The 20,039-nt window shown below is 36.1% G+C and carries 19 protein-coding genes and 3 tRNA genes; 6 read left to right on the top strand and 16 right to left on the bottom strand.

Annotation, left to right across the window (positions count from 1 at the left end):
* Nucleotides 1-200 precede the first annotated feature (200 nt).
* Together rluC and cobB are read left to right on the top strand one after the other, a co-directional pair.
* Nucleotides 201-1,175: a 23S rRNA pseudouridine(955/2504/2580) synthase RluC gene (gene rluC / locus DYE19_RS01645; RefSeq protein WP_115322392.1), complete on the top strand. Its 975-nt coding sequence runs from the start codon at nucleotides 201-203 to the stop codon at nucleotides 1,173-1,175.
* A gap of 75 nt (nucleotides 1,176-1,250) precedes the next feature.
* Nucleotides 1,251-1,955 carry a Sir2 family NAD+-dependent deacetylase gene (gene cobB / locus DYE19_RS01640; RefSeq protein WP_115322391.1) on the top strand — a complete coding sequence of 235 codons (705 nt, stop codon included), beginning with the start codon at nucleotides 1,251-1,253 and terminating at the stop codon, nucleotides 1,953-1,955.
* A 58-nt stretch (nucleotides 1,956-2,013) separates the two neighbouring features.
* Here the strand turns inward: cobB and trxA are convergent, their stop codons facing one another.
* Nucleotides 2,014-2,337, bottom strand: a complete 324-nt coding sequence (trxA, locus tag DYE19_RS01635; RefSeq protein WP_049216427.1) for a thioredoxin — start codon at nucleotides 2,335-2,337, stop codon at nucleotides 2,014-2,016.
* Between the two features lie 111 nt (nucleotides 2,338-2,448).
* Nucleotides 2,449-3,558, bottom strand: coding sequence for a methionine biosynthesis PLP-dependent protein (locus DYE19_RS01630; RefSeq protein WP_049216428.1), 1,110 nt, complete (start codon nucleotides 3,556-3,558; stop codon nucleotides 2,449-2,451).
* Between the two features lie 273 nt (nucleotides 3,559-3,831).
* Between DYE19_RS01630 and DYE19_RS01625 the strand changes: the two genes are divergently transcribed.
* The 3 genes from DYE19_RS01625 to DYE19_RS01615 all read left to right on the top strand — a co-directional run bounded on the left by DYE19_RS01625 (nucleotide 3,832) and on the right by DYE19_RS01615 (nucleotide 4,119).
* Nucleotides 3,832-3,907, top strand: a tRNA-Gly gene (locus tag DYE19_RS01625).
* 7 nt (nucleotides 3,908-3,914) lie between these two features.
* Nucleotides 3,915-3,988: transfer RNA gene (locus DYE19_RS01620), tRNA-Cys, on the top strand.
* A gap of 44 nt (nucleotides 3,989-4,032) precedes the next feature.
* Nucleotides 4,033-4,119: transfer RNA gene (locus tag DYE19_RS01615), tRNA-Leu, on the top strand.
* Between the two features lie 624 nt (nucleotides 4,120-4,743).
* Here the strand turns inward: DYE19_RS01615 and DYE19_RS01610 are convergent.
* Together DYE19_RS01610 and miaB are read right to left on the bottom strand one after the other, a co-directional pair.
* Nucleotides 4,744-6,135: a nicotinate phosphoribosyltransferase gene (locus tag DYE19_RS01610; RefSeq protein WP_115322390.1), complete on the bottom strand. Its 1,392-nt coding sequence runs from the start codon at nucleotides 6,133-6,135 to the stop codon at nucleotides 4,744-4,746.
* 283 nt (nucleotides 6,136-6,418) lie between these two features.
* On the bottom strand, nucleotides 6,419-7,843 hold the full coding sequence (gene miaB, locus DYE19_RS01605) for a tRNA (N6-isopentenyl adenosine(37)-C2)-methylthiotransferase MiaB (RefSeq protein ID WP_049216430.1): 1,425 nt from the start codon (nucleotides 7,841-7,843) through the stop codon (nucleotides 6,419-6,421).
* Between the two features lie 149 nt (nucleotides 7,844-7,992).
* Between miaB and DYE19_RS01600 the strand changes: the two genes are divergently transcribed.
* Nucleotides 7,993-9,168 carry an FAD-dependent monooxygenase gene (locus tag DYE19_RS01600; protein ID WP_115322389.1) on the top strand — a complete coding sequence of 392 codons (1,176 nt, stop codon included), beginning with the start codon at nucleotides 7,993-7,995 and terminating at the stop codon, nucleotides 9,166-9,168.
* A gap of 52 nt (nucleotides 9,169-9,220) precedes the next feature.
* Here DYE19_RS01600 and cpdA read toward each other — a convergent pair whose 3' ends face one another.
* From cpdA to pepB, 12 genes are all read right to left on the bottom strand, one after another.
* Nucleotides 9,221-10,051, bottom strand: a complete 831-nt coding sequence (cpdA, locus tag DYE19_RS01595) for a 3',5'-cyclic-AMP phosphodiesterase (RefSeq protein WP_115322388.1) — start codon at nucleotides 10,049-10,051, stop codon at nucleotides 9,221-9,223.
* A 162-nt stretch (nucleotides 10,052-10,213) separates the two neighbouring features.
* On the bottom strand, nucleotides 10,214-10,837 hold the full coding sequence (gene nudF / locus DYE19_RS01590; RefSeq protein WP_115322387.1) for an ADP-ribose diphosphatase: 624 nt from the start codon (nucleotides 10,835-10,837) through the stop codon (nucleotides 10,214-10,216).
* 15 nt (nucleotides 10,838-10,852) lie between these two features.
* Nucleotides 10,853-11,278: a phosphate-starvation-inducible protein PsiE gene (gene psiE / locus DYE19_RS01585; protein ID WP_049216434.1), complete on the bottom strand. Its 426-nt coding sequence runs from the start codon at nucleotides 11,276-11,278 to the stop codon at nucleotides 10,853-10,855.
* Nucleotides 11,279-11,302: 24 nt separating this feature from the next.
* Nucleotides 11,303-11,989 carry a M15 family metallopeptidase gene (locus DYE19_RS01580; protein WP_115322386.1) on the bottom strand — a complete coding sequence of 229 codons (687 nt, stop codon included), beginning with the start codon at nucleotides 11,987-11,989 and terminating at the stop codon, nucleotides 11,303-11,305.
* 2 nt (nucleotides 11,990-11,991) lie between these two features.
* Nucleotides 11,992-13,122, bottom strand: a complete 1,131-nt coding sequence (gene dapE / locus DYE19_RS01575) for a succinyl-diaminopimelate desuccinylase (RefSeq protein ID WP_049216436.1) — start codon at nucleotides 13,120-13,122, stop codon at nucleotides 11,992-11,994.
* A gap of 59 nt (nucleotides 13,123-13,181) precedes the next feature.
* Nucleotides 13,182-13,526, bottom strand: coding sequence for an ArsC family reductase (locus DYE19_RS01570; protein WP_115322385.1), 345 nt, complete (start codon nucleotides 13,524-13,526; stop codon nucleotides 13,182-13,184).
* A 79-nt stretch (nucleotides 13,527-13,605) separates the two neighbouring features.
* Nucleotides 13,606-15,501, bottom strand: coding sequence for a molecular chaperone HtpG (gene htpG, locus DYE19_RS01565; RefSeq protein ID WP_115322384.1), 1,896 nt, complete (start codon nucleotides 15,499-15,501; stop codon nucleotides 13,606-13,608).
* 165 nt (nucleotides 15,502-15,666) lie between these two features.
* Nucleotides 15,667-16,266 carry an opacity family porin gene (locus DYE19_RS01560; RefSeq protein WP_049216439.1) on the bottom strand — a complete coding sequence of 200 codons (600 nt, stop codon included), beginning with the start codon at nucleotides 16,264-16,266 and terminating at the stop codon, nucleotides 15,667-15,669.
* 65 nt (nucleotides 16,267-16,331) lie between these two features.
* Nucleotides 16,332-16,832: a SprT family zinc-dependent metalloprotease gene (locus DYE19_RS01555; protein ID WP_115322383.1), complete on the bottom strand. Its 501-nt coding sequence runs from the start codon at nucleotides 16,830-16,832 to the stop codon at nucleotides 16,332-16,334.
* 47 nt (nucleotides 16,833-16,879) lie between these two features.
* Nucleotides 16,880-18,034, bottom strand: a complete 1,155-nt coding sequence (metK, locus tag DYE19_RS01550; RefSeq protein WP_049216441.1) for a methionine adenosyltransferase — start codon at nucleotides 18,032-18,034, stop codon at nucleotides 16,880-16,882.
* 260 nt (nucleotides 18,035-18,294) lie between these two features.
* Nucleotides 18,295-18,714 carry a nucleoside-diphosphate kinase gene (gene ndk / locus DYE19_RS01545; RefSeq protein ID WP_049216442.1) on the bottom strand — a complete coding sequence of 140 codons (420 nt, stop codon included), beginning with the start codon at nucleotides 18,712-18,714 and terminating at the stop codon, nucleotides 18,295-18,297.
* Nucleotides 18,715-18,724: 10 nt separating this feature from the next.
* A complete protein-coding gene (pepB, locus tag DYE19_RS01540; RefSeq protein WP_049216508.1) occupies nucleotides 18,725-20,023 on the bottom strand; it encodes an aminopeptidase PepB in 1,299 nt (432 codons plus the stop codon).
* Nucleotides 20,024-20,039 lie beyond the last annotated feature (16 nt).

Here is a 20,039-nt window from a genome sequence, read left to right as displayed (position 1 = left end):
CACTAAGTTACCAATGTCTTATGCCATATGCTGCATTATATTAACTTAACAATAACACTCCATTTTCAAGTCACACCAATGACGTAAAAATACGCACTATTATGTACTTATCACTCTTATTTATCAAGGTAATTTTAATCATTTAAAGGATAGGAAAATGTGATATGATCCACCCAATTTTCATCAAAAAGATTTCTTAAATGCATCAAAATAAAAGCTCAAAAACTATCAGTCAAAATGTAAAACTGCTTACTATTAGTGAAGATGAAGCAGGACAGCGTATCGATAATTATTTATTAACTAAATTGAAGGGTGTACCAAAAAGTTTAATCTATCGCATTTTACGTAAAGGTGAAGTACGAGTGAACAAAAGCCGTATAAAGCCCGAGTATAAATTACAAATAGATGATATTGTACGTATCCCTCCTGTCCGTCTATCAGAAAAAGAGAAAACACCAATTTCTAATAAATTAAATAAAGTTAATCAATTAGAAAAACATATTGTTTTTGAAGATGATACTTTATTAATTCTCAACAAACCGTCTGGTATGGCAGTACATGGGGGGAGTGGGTTAAACTTTGGTGTGATTGAGGCACTACGCGCACTACGCCCTGATGCTCGCTTTCTTGAGCTTGTACATCGTTTAGACCGAGATACTTCGGGTATTTTATTGGTAGCCAAAAAACGCTCCGCATTACGTCATTTGCATGAGCAATTACGTGAAAAAACTGTACAAAAAGATTATTTAGCATTAGTTCGTGGACAATGGCAGTCTCATTGTAAAATAGTCATTGCCCCTTTATTGAAAAATGAATTATCAAGTGGCGAGCGAATTGTTAAAGTCAATGCTCAAGGTAAACCTTCTGAAACACGCTTTTCGATCGAAGAACGCTATACTCAAGCAACATTAATAAAAGCTTCACCAATAACGGGACGAACTCATCAAATCCGAGTACATACTCAATATGCAGGCCATCCTATCGCATTCGATGAGAAGTATGGTGATAAAGTTTTTGATGAAGAAATGAGCAAATTAGGATTAAAACGCTTATTCCTACATGCATTTTCAATTCGTTTTGAACATCCCAAAACAGGGGAGATCTTGCGTATCAATGCACCACTTGATGAAGACATGAAGATAATTTTAAAATTACTACGTAGCCAAAATACATGAACAAATACAAAGAAAATAGCATTTCAATACTATGATGTTCTATTAATTGAAATTATTTATAAAAGAGAAACAATCTTGTCCAAATCTCCTAAAATTGTTGTATTAACAGGCGCTGGGATTTCAGCTGAGTCAGGTATCCGTACTTTTCGTGCTTCAGACGGTCTATGGGAAGAACATCGTATTGAAGATATTGCAACACCAGAAGGATTTATAAAAAATCCACAACTGGTCCAACACTTCTATAATGCTCGTCGTAAACAGCTATTAGATACTAATTTGAAACCTAATGCAGCACATTTTGCTCTTACTAAGCTAGAACAAAAAATAGGTCAAAACCTATTAGTTATAACGCAAAATGTGGATAACTTACACGAACGTGCTGGCTCAAAAAACATCATTCACATGCATGGTGAATTATTAAAAGTTCGCTGTACAAAATCGGGGAAAATTTATACTTGGCAAAAAGATATTACTCAGCGAGATAAATGCACATGTTGCACAATACCACAAACATTACGCCCTCATATTGTTTGGTTTGGAGAATATCCTTTAGAGATGGAGCGTATTTATACGGCACTTTCTGAATGTGATTATTTTATTGCAATCGGCACCTCTGGTCATGTCTACCCTGCTGCTGGCTTCGTTAATGAAGCAAGATATCATGGCGCACATACTGTCGAACTCAACTTAGAACCTAGTAAAGTGCGGTCAAGTTTCGATGAATTTCACTATGGTAAAGCAAGCCAAATTGTCCCACATTATGTGAGTCAATTCTTATAATTCAAATATAAAAAAATCCCAAGCACTATACTTGGGATTTATCTTTAATTCATTTACGTTAGATATTTTGATTAATAAAATTCGCTAACTGATTTTTCGGTAATGCACCAACTTGTGTTGCAACTGCTTTACCGTCTTTAAATAACACTAATGTCGGGATACTACGTACACCTAATTGTGCAGGTGTTTCTTGGTTTTCATCAATATTAATTTTTACTACTTTTACTTTCCCCGAAAAATCCGCAGCAATTTCATCTAAAATAGGTGAAATCATACGACAAGGACCACACCAAGGCGCCCAAAAATCTAATAATACAGGTACATCTGAATTAACTACATCAGCTACAAATGTTGCATCAGTTGAGTGTAATACTTCCATTATTTTTTCCTTTTTTGTTAATAATGCTTTCTATAATAAGAACGCTTTTCATAATTTCAAGTGCATTGATAATATCACAAGCATGATGCAAATCAATCCGTTTACGATGAAAACTCAGCTTAATTGTGCAAAGGCCTGCTGTAAATCAGCTTTAAGATCTTCAATATTTTCTAAACCCACTGAAAAACGTAATAGACGATTACAAATACCTCTTGCAATGCGTTCGTGCTCAGGGATATCCATATGTGTTTGAGTTGCGGGATAAGTAATAAAACTTTCCGTTCCCCCCAGACTTTCAGCAAAAGTAATCAATTTAATAGCTTTTAAAAATGGATTAACCCAATTTTCATCCTGTAAACGAAAAGATAGCATACCTCCTTTATTAGGATACAACACATCTGCGACTTGTGGCTGCTTTTTTAGAAATGTTGCTAAAGCTTTGGCATTACTTTGATGTCGCTCCATTCGTAATGCTAAAGTTTTTATTCCTCGAATCGTTAGCCAAGAATCAAATGGCGATAGCACAGCTCCCGCTCCATTTTGAATATAAAATAAACGCTCACAGAGATCTAAGTCTTTTGTTACAATAAGCCCAGCTAAAGTATCATTATGGCCAGCAAGATACTTAGTTGCACTATGGATCACAATATCTGCACCATGTTCGATCGGTCTAAACAAAACTGGTGTCAAAAATGTATTATCAACAATTAACAACAAATTATATTTTTTAGCAATTTTTGCAATTTCAGCCACATCACATTCTTCCATCAATGGATTGGAGGGTGTTTCTATAAAAATCGCCTTAGTTTTTTCTGTAATCGCTGCTTCAATTGCAGCGATATCCGCAGTATCAACATACACAGGTTTCACACCATGCGTTTTTTTATAAGCAAAGTCCAATAGGCGATAAGTCCCACCATAAACATCGTTTGAAACAATCCATTCATCAGGTGACGAGAACAGAGACATAATGAGTTGAATTGCAGCCATACCAGAAGCGCATGCAAATCCTCTTATCCCTCCCTCAAGCTGAGCAATCGTTTCTTCCAGTACAGTACGTGTTGGATTTTTAGTTCTCGTATAATCATACCCAGTACTTTCACCAATCCCATGATGTCCATAAGCTGTAGACAAAAAGATAGGTGTAGATACTGCCCCCGTCCGTTCATCAGTTCTGTTACCCGCTTGCGCAAGTAATGTTTCAATAAAATATTGTTGTGTCATAAACGCTCTACATTCTGTATTAATAAAAAACAATCCACCAATTTAGCCATCCAGATGGCTTAAATTGCATTATGGCATAAAGATAAAAAACAAAAAAGGAAATTCTGTAATCTACAAAATACATAAAATCTATTTAAAAACAAACAAAAAACTACTCATTTTTGAACAGAAACAAACAATCTGCATTTTTTTTCAGCAGTTAATCAACTTTTTTAAAAACAATCGTTGACAGATTTTTAGAAATCAGTAGAATGCACCGCACTAACAGCGAATGCGGGAATAGCTCAGTTGGTAGAGCACAACCTTGCCAAGGTTGGGGTCGCGAGTTCGAGCCTCGTTTCCCGCTCCAAACTAACGGCGTGTTAGCAAAGCGGTTATGCACTGGATTGCAAATCCATGTAGCTCGGTTCGACTCCGGGACACGCCTCCATAACCTTAAACGCAGTTAGTTATCGCAGCATATTTAAATTATGTGCCCGAGTGGTGAAATCGGTAGACACAAGGGATTTAAAATCCCTCGCTTTTCGAAGCGTGCCAGTTCAAGTCTGGCCTCGGGCACCATATAAAACCACAATAAATACAATAAAATAGCATCCAAATAGGCTTTTTATTTTCCTAAAATTTACTTTTCTTATTATTCAAGCTGTACTTAAGCACTACTAAATTACAATATAATGCCACTCTTGCAGTATTGTATTAATTTGCTTAATTTTTTAATGAGCTATTTCAGCATAGTATATGCATAACTAACACTTAAATATAGCAAAGATGAAAATTCCCCCCCAAATTGCTGCCCTATTGTTTTTAACTAATGTTAGTTAAGTTCCTTAGTTAAAAGAAGTAAAAATGCTAAGCATCATCTATTTTATCTTTTTTCAATAAATCATTATTTTCTACTCGAATAAAGTATAACCAACTGAAATCTAATCACTTTATTTTATTTTGAGCATTTTCTATTTTCATCATAAGATCTCTAAGTAAAGATTAACTAAACATATACCTTTACAAAAGAGGGAGGCAGATTCATACATATTATCTTAGATGTAAAACTTGCAGAAAAATCTGCCTCTGGCTACATTTTGACTTCCTATACAAAAGTCATATCAATAAGTTAACAAAAAAATTTCATCTTAAACACTCAAACAATACACAAAAATAAATTTAAGAACAGTAATTAATCTAATATTAATAGCTATTTGCTCTCATACGAATTGTTTCTAAATCATCATCAATTAGTAACTGCCCATTCAAAAATACTGTACGTAATTGATTTTCTTGTTCACCTAATGCCTGCTTAGATATTGTTTGCCACTGGTTTTGTTGTTTGACTAATGCAAGCAGACCTTTTTTCGAACGCTTTGCTCGACTAGTTATTGGATCTTTATAAACATCTTGCCATTCACCTGCAATATTGACCGCACTCGCCTTCATCGCCCAACTCATCGTATCTCGATTGATTTGTTGTAATAAGCCGCCTCCCATTCCAAAACTCACATTATCAATACTAAATCCATGAGCCATGATTGAGGCTAAAATAGACACAATTGAATGGCAGTTTATCCCATCGCCTTGAATAAGACGTATATAACTAGGTAATACTTTATAGCCTTTATTATTTACTACTGAGCCAAATTTGTTTTCTAGAATTGTTAATGTACGACATATGACTTCAGCTGGATCGCCACTATCTGGACGTATAACTAAAGTCCCACCCAATACTTGTACTTTGTTTTTCAGTTGCTCTCCCCAAATATTTTCTAGGGCATTCCACAGATCATAGCTATCTGAAACAACCGCATATATCTTATCTTTACCTGCAAATTGATTTAGCATATTTTCATAAGCAGCACTTTCTCTTTCTTTTCCCCATGATGTTATCGTACTATGTTCAGCAGCAGGAATAGAGAAAGCTGGCATTTGTGTTGCATTATACCAACGTCGAGCTGCAAGTAATGCCGAAACGCTATCTGTTCCCATAAAATTAACTAAATGTGCTAAACCGCCTAAAGCCACAGTTTCCAAACTAGAAGCTCCTCTTGCGCCAAAATCATGCAGCTTAAATAATAATCCATCTAAATTATCCGCAGATTGTTCAAGTGCATGTTTAATTTTCTGCTTACAAAAATAAGAAATACTGGCAACTGTAGAAGGGTACCAAATTGCACGTAATAATGCCGTTTCTAGATAGCCTGCAAGCCAAAAAAATTCAGGATCGGTGTTAACAATCTGACAAACTACATTACTTACTGGTAATACAGTACCTTCTGGAATAGCTTCTATTTTTAATGGTAAGAATCCCTGATACTTCTCAATTAAAAGTTGCCAACCATTACGATTAAATGGTAAACCATGCGTATTCAAAACAATTTCTGCTTCATCAATATCCTGTTGGCTAATTGGTGTTAATAAATATTCTTTTATAAACGCTTGTAAACCAAAAAACACAACATCAAAATTCCCGTTACGTGCCTCAACATAATAAGACACATATTTTGTATCAGGTGGGTACTGTAGCCAATGAGATGCCTTATAGCTGTCAACATTTAAGATAAGATTTAAAAAATTCGATGTATACATTCCATTTAACTCATTTAATTAAAAAAAAATACACTTTTGATATATATAAATTACCAAAATTTATTTTAAATGACACTAAATAAGTGCAAATAATATATAAAAAGTAAAAGATCTGTGTAATTTTATTAAATTGGAACAGCACTATTCACAATGATATGCCTAGAATTAAGTGAATATTATTGATCCACTTTTAAAAAAGGTAGTTTTTAGTTAACAAAAAAAAGAAAAAGCTACTCAAGTAATCCACCCTGAGCAGCTTTTAGCAATAAGTATGAGTAAAAAATTAAGCGTGGTAACGTCCTACGCCCAGCTCATCTTCTTTACGAGTACGATTAATCACTGCTTGTGGTGATTGCACAACACGTAATCCCATTTGTTCTTCCGTACGTACTACATCACCACGTAAGGAATTAGTGAACACATCTGTAATTTTAATATCAACAAACTTGCCAATCATATCTGGCGTACCCACAAAATTAACAATACGGTTTGTTTCTGTTCTTCCTGTGAGTTCCATGATATCTTTTTTCGATGGCCCCTCAACTAATACACGCTGTTCTGTACCCAACATTGCACGGCTAAATTGTGCTGCTTGATTGTTGATACGTTGCTGTAATAAATATAAACGTTGTTTTTTCTCTTCTTCACTGACATCATCTGGCATGTCTGCAGCTGGTGTGCCTGGACGAGCAGAATAAATAAAGCTAAAGCTCATATCAAAATTGACTTGCGCAATTAAATTCATCGTTTGCTCAAAATCCTCAGTTGTTTCACCAGGGAACCCAACAATAAAATCTGAACTAATTTGAATGTCAGGTCGAACCGCTCTTAATTTACGAATAATAGATTTATACTCAAGTGCGGTATGATTTCGTTTCATCATAGAAAGAACTCGATCTGAGCCACTCTGAACAGGCAAATGTAAGAAACTGACTAGTTCGGGCGTATCACGGTAAACATCAATAATATCATCCGTAAATTCAATTGGATGACTTGTAGTAAAACGTAGACGATCAATACCATCAATTGCAGCAACTAATCGTAATAACTCAGCAAAAGTACAAATACCATCATCATGTGTTGCGCCACGATAGGCATTTACATTTTGCCCTAATAAATTGACTTCGCGTACACCTTGCTCTGCTAATTGAGCAATTTCAAATAACACATCATCAACAGGACGACTGACTTCCTCACCTCGCGTATAAGGCACCACACAAAATGAGCAATATTTATTACAGCCTTCCATAATAGAAACAAAGGCGGTTGGCCCTTCCGCACGGGGCTCTGGCAAACGGTCAAACTTCTCAATTTCTGGAAAGCTCACATCAACAACTGAACTTTTTCCCCCTCGAATTTGATTAATCATTTCAGGTAGGCGATGCAAAGTTTGTGGTCCAAAAATAATATCAACATAAGGGGCTCGAGTACGAATATGTTCTCCCTCTTGTGAGGCAACACAACCACCCACACCAATGACTAATGCGGGATTTTGTTTTTTTAATTCTTTCCAACGACCTAATTGATGAAAGACCTTTTCTTGTGCTTTTTCTCGGATCGAGCAGGTATTTAATAATAATACATCTGCCTCTTCTGGAATTTCAGTTAATTCTAAACCATGGGTACTATTTAAAAGATCTGCCATTTTTGATGAATCATATTCATTCATCTGACAGCCCCAGGTTTTAATATGTAATTTTTGCGTCATATTGTTTTTAAAAATTCAGTTAACCTATAAAAAATTTGACTGGCTATTTTACAGACTTGTCAGTATGCTGGCTAGTTAAAAAAGAGATTTCTTTTGAATTTCCCTCATTGGCGGTAAAATAGTTTTCAAAAACTAAAAGGAAAAAAGCAATGGCAGTCATACAAAAAGACATTATTGTAGTAGGTGGTGGGATGGTTGGTGCGGCCTGTGCGTTAGGATTAGGGCAGCAAGGGCACAATATCCAACTCATCGAACAACAAGCCCTACCTCATTTTGATCCTCATTCCCCCTATGATCTGCGTATTTCTGCAATTAGTGTCGCTTCCGTCAATTTATTAAAACAGCTAACTGCGTGGCAACATATTGAAAAAATGAGAATTTGTCCTTATCGCGCTTTAGAGACGTGGGAAATTGAGGGCTTTTCAACTCACTTTCATAGTGACGAGTTAAAACTGCCTGAATTAGGCTTTATGGTCGAAAACAATCTCATCCAATTAGGATTATGGCAGACAATTCAATCTGTCGAAACAATACAAACAACTCTCGGATCACCAATAAAAAAAATAACAAAGTGCGACCAATATTGGCAAATTTTACTTGAGAATGGTGAAACTTATTCTGCACCCTGTATTGTTGCTGCTGATGGTGCAAACTCACAACTCCGTCAAATTGCTGGAATTGGTTTAACTGGTTGGCAATACCGTCAAAGTTGTCTGTTAATGATTGTCGATACAGTGTTAGAACAACAAGATATCACTTGGCAACAATTTTATCCTTCGGGGCCAAGAGCTTTTTTACCCTTGCTTGGTCAACAGGCATGTTTAGTATGGTACGACAAACCTGAGCGTATTCGAGCCTTAAAACAACTTCCTTTAGAAAAACTTACAGTGGAAGTTAGCCAAGCCTTTCCTGCTCGCTTAGGGAAAATAAAAGTAAAATGTGCAAATAGCTTCGAATTAACTCGTCGTCATGCACAGGAATATTTCAAGCAAGGGATCGTATTAGTTGGAGATGCGGCTCATACAATCAACCCATTAGCAGGACAAGGCGTGAATCTAGGCTTTAAAGATGTCAAAGCACTCTTAGAGGTCTTCAATCAAGCAATACAAAAAGGAGACGACTTAGCAAGTAATGAAGTATTGATGCGTTATCAACGTCAACGCCAATGGGATAATTTGCTGATGCAATCAGGTATGGATCTCTTTTATAAGGCTTTTAAAGAGGATATTTTACCCCTTAAAATTGCCCGCAATCTTGCGTTATTTACGACAAACAAAGTAACGCCCTTAAAAAAACAAGCCTTAAAATATGCATTAGGCTTATAAGATTAAATAAAAGAGCGGTCAAAAAATTGAAAAATTTACCGCTCTTTTATTTTTAATAACCTTCCTCATGCATGTTCGGAAAAAATTGTACCTTCTGAATCCGCTTTACTCTTGTTTCAATTCGCCCATCAGGATGTAATTCCACTTCTCTCCACCCAGGCTGCACGCAATCTAAAGTAAAAGTATGATGATCTGGTTTAAATTGAATGCAAGTAGAAGGGGTTGCCATGACTTTATACCCTTTCCATTCCCCTTCCATTTCTTGATGGATATGACCATATAAAATACCTTTTACATGGCTAAAAGGAGCCAATACATCCGCTAGATCATGAGCATTGCGTAAGTTATGTTGATCAAGCCAAGCTGAATTTGTTGGTAAAATATGATGATGTAAGACAATTAACGAATAGCGATCAGGATGATCTTTTAGCTTAGCTAATAGCCAGTCAATCTGATATTGACTTAACTCACCATGTGGTACACCAAACACTTGGCTATCCAGCATTAAAATTTGCCAATGTTTCCCTAGTAAAATATGTTTTTTTGCATTCAAATTGTCTTGATGTTGATTCAGTATTTCAAACATCTTCGGTTGAAAATCGTGATTACCGGGGATCCAAAATACCGTTTTTTCAAGTTTTTTTACCTGCTCGCAAAAATGTACATAACCTTCGTTACTACTATCTTGTACAAGATCACCTGTAGCGAGAACAAAATCATAGTGAAAACCACTCTCTTTGATTTCTTCTAATACTTGATTAAAACTTTGAAGAGTATTGACTCCTAATAACTCACTCTTTTCATCCTTAAACAAATGTGGGTCAGTAATTTGAACAAATTTGAATACTTCCGCCGATGTCTCATATGTATAAGTACTGAACAAAGCGAACTCCTACTGCTAAAATATAAAACTCGTTATAAATTACCGACTTATCAAGTAAATTGCACGTACCAAAATAAAAAAATGTTAGCTATGTCATATTTCTTTATGAAATTTTTTTTCAAAATTAAATCTAAGTCACATTTTTATTTGTAAATTAACATTTTATTTACACCATTGATGTTGTAATCTTTGATAATTGAGTTGTAACCACTGAAGTCCTAATACGGCAATGCTATTATCAATCTTACCCTCATTAACCCATTGATATGCTTTTTCTCGACTGACGACATGTACACGAATATCTTCGTTTTCCTCTGCTAATCCATGAATTCCCCTTGCTTGGCTACTATCTACTTTCCCAACAAATAAGTGAATTCGCTCAACCACACCACCAGGACTATCCCATACACTTAAACAATGTTGTAAATTGCTGATCTCTACTCCTGCTTCTTCTTTGCTTTCTCGTAATGCAACTTCTTCTGGTTGTTCCCCTTTTTCAACCATACCTGCTATTAGTTCTAATAACCAAGGAGATTGACTTGAATTAGGTTGATAAGCACCTATACGAACTTGTTCTACTAAAATGACACTATCTTGTTGAGGATCATAAGCAATCACCGCAGATGCGGCACCTTTAACCAATAACTCACGTGTTACAACTCCACTGTCACCGCCTGCAAATAATTTATGTTTAAACTGAACTCGTTTTAGCTCGAAAAAACCTTTATACAAAGTTTCTTCTTTTAAGATTTCAATATCTTGTTGTGTAAATTGTTGAATGTCCATTTTATGAATATCCCCTTAACTTTTTCTTAAACGTTCTGAACTGACTAAAAAAAGTGCAAGCACCATGAGTAAAATAGAGCCAGAAAAGAGTAGCGTATTTATAGCACTTGAGTGATCGACAATAATTAATCTGACCATCGCGGTTATCCCTATATATAGAAAATAACGCAAAGGAAAATGATAATTTGTCTTAAAATATTTCACAATTAAAGCTAAAAACTCAAAGTAGAGAAAATAAACAACAATTTTTTCAATTAGCAAATAAGACGCTTTATTTGTTTCAATTAATAAGACAAGAGCTAAACTATAAGTTTCTTGAGCTAGGAAAATGACCAAAATCATCGCTAAAATCACTAATGAAATGTTTAATACCCACTGCAATAGACTGGAAATAATTTTACTAAAATGGCTATGGTTTTGTTCTGAAGTGCGTTTTTCCATACTATTCTCATAAAAAGGAAAAGATTAAATCAAAAATCGTTGAAAAATATCATCTAGATGTTGTTGAAGAGCTACTTTTCCCGCAATCTCTTCATCTTGCCATGATTGTAATAACAATTCTGGTGAAAATTGTTGCATTGCGTATTGTGCAATAGGTAAATAGCTGATATGCCAAGGCTCATGGCCGATTTGTTTGTCAGTTAATAAATTTGTGAAAGGTAAAGCAAAATCAAACTGCGCTATGTTCAGTTGTAGCCATTCGCTCAATTCAAAAAAATACCCACCTTGTGCATATTCCCATGGTTCAAGTTGCAACTGATGATTTGTAGGTAATAAATTAGGATCAAAAACATCTACTTCGCTTCCCCAATGATGGCGACTCGCACCAGGTAACGCTGACCAACGCAAAATAGCTTGTGCTTTTTGCCAATCCGATAACCTACTTAAATCCAATGGATTTCCATGATCATCATGCACTTTACGCTGCCCACGAAACTTACTATTCCAAATTAATTGTTGACGTTGAAAATCACGAAAACTACTGGCAGGTTGCAAATTAAATCCCTGCTTCAAAGCACATTGTTGTAGCCCTTGAAATGCCTTAACACTATCCTTGTGTAAAAAATGTTGAGTAGAAATAGGGCAAGGAAGAGGCACTAAATGACTACGTGATTTACCAGTTAACTCTACAGCACTAAATTTAATATTCATTTTCAATCCAAAATATTGTGTAAAATTTGTTGATATATTTGACCACATTGTACTAAGTCATTTACATCAACACATTCATTCACTTTATGAATACTTTTATTTAATGGACCAAATTCGACAACTTCTGCTCCCATTAACGCAATAAAGCGTGCATCAGAAGTACCACCACCAGTATCTAGCTGTGGTGTATTTTGAGTCACTTTTTTTACTGCATCCACTGCTGCATCCACAAGTTTACCTGTTGCGGTTAAAAATGGCTTACCTGATAAATGCCATTCAATATGATAATTCAACTGGTGCTTATCCAACATTTCAGCGACTTTTGACTTGATCAGTTCATCCGTCATTTCCGTACAATAACGTAAATTAAATTGCACATATAGCTCACCAGGAATGACATTATTACTGCCAGTACCTGCTTGAATATTGGCAATTTGTAGCGAAGTGGGAGGAAAAAAGGTATTGCCTTGATCCCATTGATAGGTAGTTAATTCTGTCAAAAATGCTAATGATTTATGCACTGGATTTTTAGCTAAGTGAGGATAGGCTACATGCCCTTGAATACCTTGAATATACAAATTAGCGGTAATTGAGCCACGACGACCGTTTTTAATGATATCGCCCAATTTCTGACTACTAGAAGGCTCACCAACAATACAATAATCAATTAACTCATTACGAGCCATCAAGGTGTCCACTACACGCACAGTTCCATCTTTAGCAGCAGCTTCCTCATCGGAAGTAATCAATAAGGCAATCGTACCTTGATGGTTTGGATTCGCTTCGATAAATTTCTCTGCTGCAACGACCATTGCAGCAAGAGAACCTTTCATATCAGCAGCTCCACGACCGTATAATATATCATCTACAATCTGAGCTGAAAAAGCTGGATATTGCCATTGTTTTTCATCCCCTATAGGGACAACATCAGTGTGTCCCGCAAAAGCAATCACAGGCGATCCAGAACCGTGCTTTGCCCATAAATTCAATGTGTCATTAAAAGGCATCCATTCAATTTGAAATCCTAGTTTTGCTAAACGTTCAGCAATAATTTGCTGACAACCTTGATCATTAGGACTAATAGAAGGTCGACGAATTAATTCTCTTGCGAGAGAAATTATATTGTGTTTCATTTCAAACCACACTTTTTATATAACAAAGGATAAATATGACGAGCTACCCTCACTGCCACCTATTTAAAACAAGCTTCATACTCTTTTACATCAAAACCGATTAATGCTTTATTTTGCTGCAAAATAATCGGACGTTTTATCAACGTTGGCTGAGCCAAAAGCACATCAAGTGCGGTCTGTTTTGATAAAGTTTCTTTGATGTCAGCATCAAGATTGCGCCACGTTGTACTGCGTTTATTGACCAAATTCTCCCAACCAAATTGTTGTTCTGCTTGGATTAACCAATCTCGACTTAGACCATCTATACGATAATCATGTAATTGGTGAGAAATATTATTATCAGTAAGCCATTTCAAGGCTTTTTTCACAGTATCACAATTTTTAATACCATAAACGGTTATCATCATTTGTCCTTTTATATTGGGCTAATAAACAAAAAATCCTCGATTTTTTACCGAGGATTTAGTGTATCACTTTTTTAGCTTAGTGGTTTGTCAATTTTCCAAGCAATGCATTCATACGCTTAATAAACGCAACAGGGTTTTCTAAAGAACCGCGCTCAGCTAACATCGCCTGCTCTAATAATAACTCAACCCACTCTGCAAATTGTTGCTCATCTGCAATGTCTGCCACTTTTTGCACTAAACTATGTTCAGGGTTCAATTCAAAAGTATATTTTACCTCTGGCATCGCCTGACCAGCAGCAGCAAATAATTTCGCCATTTGAGTGGTCATTTGATCATTACCTGTTGACACTACTGCTGGCGTATCAGTTAAACGGTGTGTTAAACGCACTTCTTTCACACGCTCACCGAGCAAGTTTTTCACACGTTCAACAAATGAAGCAAATTGTTCATCTTGCTGCTTTTGCTCTTCTTTTTCTTCGTCCGCTAAATCACCAAGATCTAAATCTGCTTTGCTGATCGTGTGTAATGGTTTGCCGTCAAATTCAGTTAAATAACTCAACATCCACTCATCAATACGATCAGAAAGTAACAATACTTCAATACCTTTTTTGTTAAAGAGTTCTAAATGTGGGCTATTTTTAGCTGCAACATAAGTATCTGCCGTAATGTAGTAAATAGCCTTTTGCCCTTCTTTCATGCGTGCTACATAATCTTCTAATGATACTGTTTGTTCACTACTGTCATTTTGTGTTGAAGCAAAACGCAATAACTTCGCAATAGTGTCTTTATTTGCAAAATCTTCTGCAGGACCTTCTTTTAATACCAAACCAAATTCCTGCCAGAATGATTGATATTTCTGCACATCATCTTTTGCTAATCTTTCTAACATCTGTAATGCACGCTTAGTCAAAGCTTTACGTAAAGCAGCCGTGACTTTATTATCTTGCAAAATTTCACGCGATACATTCAATGGTAAATCATTACTATCAATTAAGCCACGCATAAAACGTAAATAATTTGGCATAAATTGCTCAGCATCATCCATAATAAAGACACGCTGAACATAAAGTTTCAACCCATGTTTATGATCACGGTTAAACAAATCCCAAGGGGCTTTAGCTGGAATATAGAGTAAGCTAGTATATTCTTGATTACCCTCTACTTTATTATGTGCCCATAACAGAGGGTCAGCAAAATCATGGCTCACATGCTTATAAAACTCTTTATATTCGTCTTCTGAAATTTCATTTTTTGAGCGAGTCCATAATGCTTGGGCTTTATTAATTTTTTCCCATTTAATGCCCGTTTCTTTCCCTTCATCATCATATTCTTTCGCAAGAATTTCTACAGGTAAGCCAATATGATCAGAATATTTACTGATGATTTCACGTAAACGCCATTCATTTAAAAATTCTTTTTCATCAGCACGTAAATGTAAAGTAATTTCAGTACCACGTGTTTTTTTCTCAATATCAGCTACTGAATATTCTCCTTCTCCTGCTGACTCCCAAAGTACGGCTTTATCTGCACTTTCACCTGCCGCGCGGCTTTTTACTGTTACTTTATCTGCGACAATAAAAGCAGAATAAAAACCTACGCCGAACTGACCAATTAATTGGCTATCTTTTGCTTGATCACTGCCTAATGAGCTTAAAAACTCTTTTGTACCTGATTTTGCAATGGTACCCAAGTGATCAATCACTTGCTCACGAGTCATACCAATACCATTATCACTGATCGTTAATGTGCCTTTGTTTTCATCAAAACTGATACGTACTTTTAAATCACCGTCTCCTTCATAAAGTTCTGGTGCAGACAATGCTTTAAAACGTAATTTATCAGCAGCATCCGAAGCATTGGATATCAACTCACGCAAGAAAATTTCTTTATTAGAATAGAGAGAATGAATCATAAGTTGCAAAAGCTGCTTAACTTCAGATTGAAAACCACGTGTTTCTTGATTATTCGACATAATATTTTCCTTTTCTGATGAATCATATATAAGTGCAGTCTGATATAAGTGCAGAAAAGGGAATTTCAAGAGTTTAGGAGAAAATTTATTACTACAAGGAAAAGCAAAGTGCGGTCAATATTTTTGATTTTTTGACCGCACTTTAAAAGATAATCAGAGAATTCTTTAGAAGTCGTAACGCAAGCCGACTTTAGCACCATACTGCTTAACTTTAGCACCATCAATATTCCCTAAACGGTTATATTCAATGCCTGCATTTAAAGAAAGTGCTTTAGCTAATGGATAATGGGCACCAGCTAAAAGTCCATAGCCAAATTTATTAGCTGTTGTACTACGATACTCTGAATAGCCTGGGGCAGAGAAATCTAAAGTTGATTTAAAGTGATTTTGAGAAAGTCTCACACCAACATAAGGTTTAAAAGGTGAAAGAAAATTAAAATCATATAAAGCAGACAAGCCGATTGATTGTACTTTTAATGAGTATTTCTCTGGTCCCGAAACGACATTAGGTTGCTGAGGGTTTTGACCAGGTAAAGTGACTTGCTCTATATCTGTGCGACTCATTTTTCCATAATGGGTATAATCTAATGCTAAACGAAAATCATTAAACTTATAACCTACCGCAAAACTTGGAGAAAACTTACTTTTACTGACATCTTCAGACTTAAGTTTTGAATACCCCAAATCACCTTGTACATAAAAATTAGCGCTTGCAGTTGCCGTAAATAACGCACCAAAGGCTAATACAAATAATGATTTTTTCATTCTAGTTTCCTCTTTCTAGTGTTAAGTGAAATAATAATTCACAAGTATTATATCACTTCATTTGATTAAATCTTCTCCATTAACTTAGATTTACAATCTTTACACAGATAAACAGTCTTTTTGTTTTGTATATTATAGTGTCTTCGCATGGTAAGTTGGTGTTCTCGACATGCACAATAGTAGGTAATTGTTTTCCCCTTCACCCGTGTGATATCAAATTGATGATAGACTTTAGGTGCTAAACTAAATACAGTCATCATGACCTCTCGCCATTCCTTACCGTGCGGTTGCACTCGTCCAAAAACTTGATACACAATTAAATGGGCTAATTCATGTGGTACTACTTGGCTAATAAACTCTTCACGATTTTCTAATAATAAAACAGGATTTAATCTGATTTCGTTACTCTGTAGATAAGCAACCCCTGCTTTTAAACCACGTACTTGATAAGTCACAATAGGAAGGGGGAAGGTACGTTTGAAATGTTTTTCAGCAAGTTGTAAACAATGAATTAATTTACGTTGCACTTGCATTTTTAGCTCACGAAATCCTGTGTCTTGCTGCATATAAAAAAGAAGGCGAACTCTGTCGCCTTTATGTTATGACTATAAAATTATTTTAAACCTGCTGCGGTGCGTAATTCTTCAGCACGATCAATTTTTTCCCAAGGGAATTGTTCACGTCCAAAATGCCCATAAGCGGCAGTTTCACGGTAAATAGGCTGAATTAAATCCAGCATTTTAATTAAACCATATGGGCGTAAATCGAAAAATTCACGGACTAATTTCACAAGTAATTCATTTGCCACTTTACCTGTTCCAAAAGTTTCTACCATGATAGATGTAGGCTCTGCAACACCGATAGCATAAGAAAGTTGGATTTCACAACGTTCTGCTAAACCTGCTGCAACAATATTTTTTGCCACATAACGAGCTGCATAAGCTGCAGAACGATCCACTTTAGATGGATCTTTACCAGAGAATGCCCCACCACCATGACGAGCAGCCCCACCATAAGTGTCCACAATAATCTTACGTCCTGTTAAACCACAGTCTCCCATTGGTCCACCAATAACAAAACGTCCCGTTGGATTAATAAAATATTGTGTAGCTTTTGATAACCATTCCGTTGGCAGCACAGGTTTGATGATTTCCTCCATCACCGCCTCATGTAGTTCTTTCTGCGAAATACTATCACAATGCTGAGTGGAAAGTACGACCGCATCGACACCAACAATTTTATTATTTTCATATTTTAACGTAACTTGGCTTTTTGCATCTGGACGTAACCAAGGTAATGTACCTGATTTACGTACTTGTGCTTGACGCTCCATTAGACGATGTGCATAAGTAATTGCCGCAGGCATTAATACATCCGTTTCATTTGTCGCATAACCAAACATGATGCCTTGGTCACCAGCACCTTGATCTAGTGGATTTTCACGGTCAACACCTTGATTAATATCAGAAGATTGTTTGCCAATCGCATTCAACACTGCACATGAATGACCATCAAAACCCATCTCTGAAGACGTATAACCAATATCACAAATGACTTGACGTGCAAGATTTTCAATATCAACCCAAGCTGATGTTGTGATTTCCCCACCAACTAGTGCCATACCTGTTTTGACATAAGTTTCACAAGCTACTCGTGCTTTCGGATCTTGCTTTAAGATCTCATCAAGTACTGCATCAGAAATTTGATCCGCAATTTTATCTGGATGTCCTTCTGATACTGATTCAGAAGTAAATAAATAACTTGACATGAATATTCCTTAACTAATTTTGAAATACTTTAAGAGGCATCGCCATCTAGACGGCTAATCATACGCTTTTAAATACAAAAGGCAAGTATTTATTGCAGAGCAAAATTATCCGTTTTATCGTTTTTGCAATAGAGTAGTGAGGACTAACCCATTAACAAATTTAGGAAAAACAAAATAGTCAAACAGCCCTATTAGTAACACTAAATAGGGCTGTAAATAAGATTTATTGTCGTATTTTTTAAACTTAGCTCAACTTAAACTTAAAAGAGCTCAGTCTCCACAAAAAAATACGCAATTTCTCTTTTAGCACTTTCTAAACTATCAGAGCCATGTACTGAATTATGGCGACCATTTAAGGCAAAATCTCGACGAATTGTCCCAACAGCTGCCTGTTGTGGATTTGTTGCCCCGATTAAAGTGCGGTAATCTTTAACTGCATTTTCTTTTTCTAACACTAAAGCGACTACTGGGGCTGACATCATATAATCAACTAGATCTGAAAAGAATTCTTTATTTTGATGCTCACTATAAAAGCCCTCTGCTTGTTCTTGTGTTAAACGTAACATTTTTGCCCCGACAATTCGAAAACCAGCCTGTTCAAAGCGCATTAGAATTGTCCCAATCAAATTACGTTGTACTGCATCAGGCTTAATAAGAGATAAAGTTCTTTCTACTGCCATTTTTTTATCCTTACATACTCGCTTTATTTAATAAGAAATGTGCTAATGTTTGCACACCAAGTCCTGTCGCGCCAACAGCCCATAAATCACTTGCTGTCTTACGATAAGTGGCTGAACAATCAATATGCAACCAATTTTGTTGATAATTTTTAACAAAATAAGATAAGAATGCTGTTGCTGTACTCGCGCCTGCCCCTACAGGTACAGTACCAATATTAGCAATATCTGCAAAAGCAGTACTGATTTGTGAACGGTGTAATTCTGCAAAAGGTAATCGCCAAAAAGGCTCTTGTTCCACTTCTGCTGAAACAAGTAAGTCCGCGACTAATTTATCATCCATAGATAAAATTGAATGATAGTCATTACCTACCGCAATTTTAGCAGCACCCGTTAAAGTCGCACAGTCAATGATCACCTGTGGTTGTTGTTGATCAGCCTCAATCAAACCATCAGCCAATACTAAACGCCCCTCTGCATCTGTATTTAAAATTTCAGCTGTTACGCCATTACGATAAGTAATAATATCCCCTAATTTAAAGGCATTACTGCTCACTAAATTTTCTGCACAACATAAATAGAGTTTCACGCGTTGCTTCAAGCCACGAGCGATAGCTAACCCTAGTGCACCAGTCACAAGTGCAGCGCCTCCCATATCTGTTCGCATTGTACTCATGCCATCACTTGGCTTAATACTATAGCCCCCACTATCAAATGTAATCCCTTTACCAACTAAGCAAGCCAAAACAGGAGCATCAGGATTACCTGTAGGATTAAAATCTAATTGTAACATCGCAGGAGGATTTGCTGAGCCTCGTCCTACTTGCCAAATTCCTTGATAGTTTTTTTCTTTTAGCTCTTCTCCAGAAAGAATGGTAAAACTTACCGCACTTTTATCAGCATATTCTTCGGCTTGTTGCTCAATAAATTCTGCTGCTTGTGTTGCTAGTACAATTGGAGTAATCGTCTCTGCTGGTAAATTGATAATTTCACGCACGAAATCACTGCATTCAATACGCGCCAATAATTCGGCTTGTGGCTCATCATCAAGATGAGGAAATTCCAATGCATAATCTTGTTTTGCTGTATAAAAACCTTGATAAAATGCCCAGCAAGACTCTAAATCCCAGTTTTCTCCAACTAACTCAACATCTTTAATGCCTTGTGCACGTAATTTACGCGCAGCTTTTTGTACTAAAGTGCGGTCAATATTGAGAGGAACATGAATAATAGCTTGATCATCATTAAAGCTAAGCAGTGCATTTTTTCCCCAAACTTCATTTGCTGCTTGAGTGGATAGACTAATTTGCATTGACATAAAACATCCT

This window comes from Pasteurella canis (genome assembly GCF_900454865.1).
Taxonomy (GTDB): domain Bacteria; phylum Pseudomonadota; class Gammaproteobacteria; order Enterobacterales; family Pasteurellaceae; genus Pasteurella; species Pasteurella canis.
Note: the sequence above shows the minus strand (reverse complement) of the source record. Positions and strands in the feature narration are given on the sequence as shown.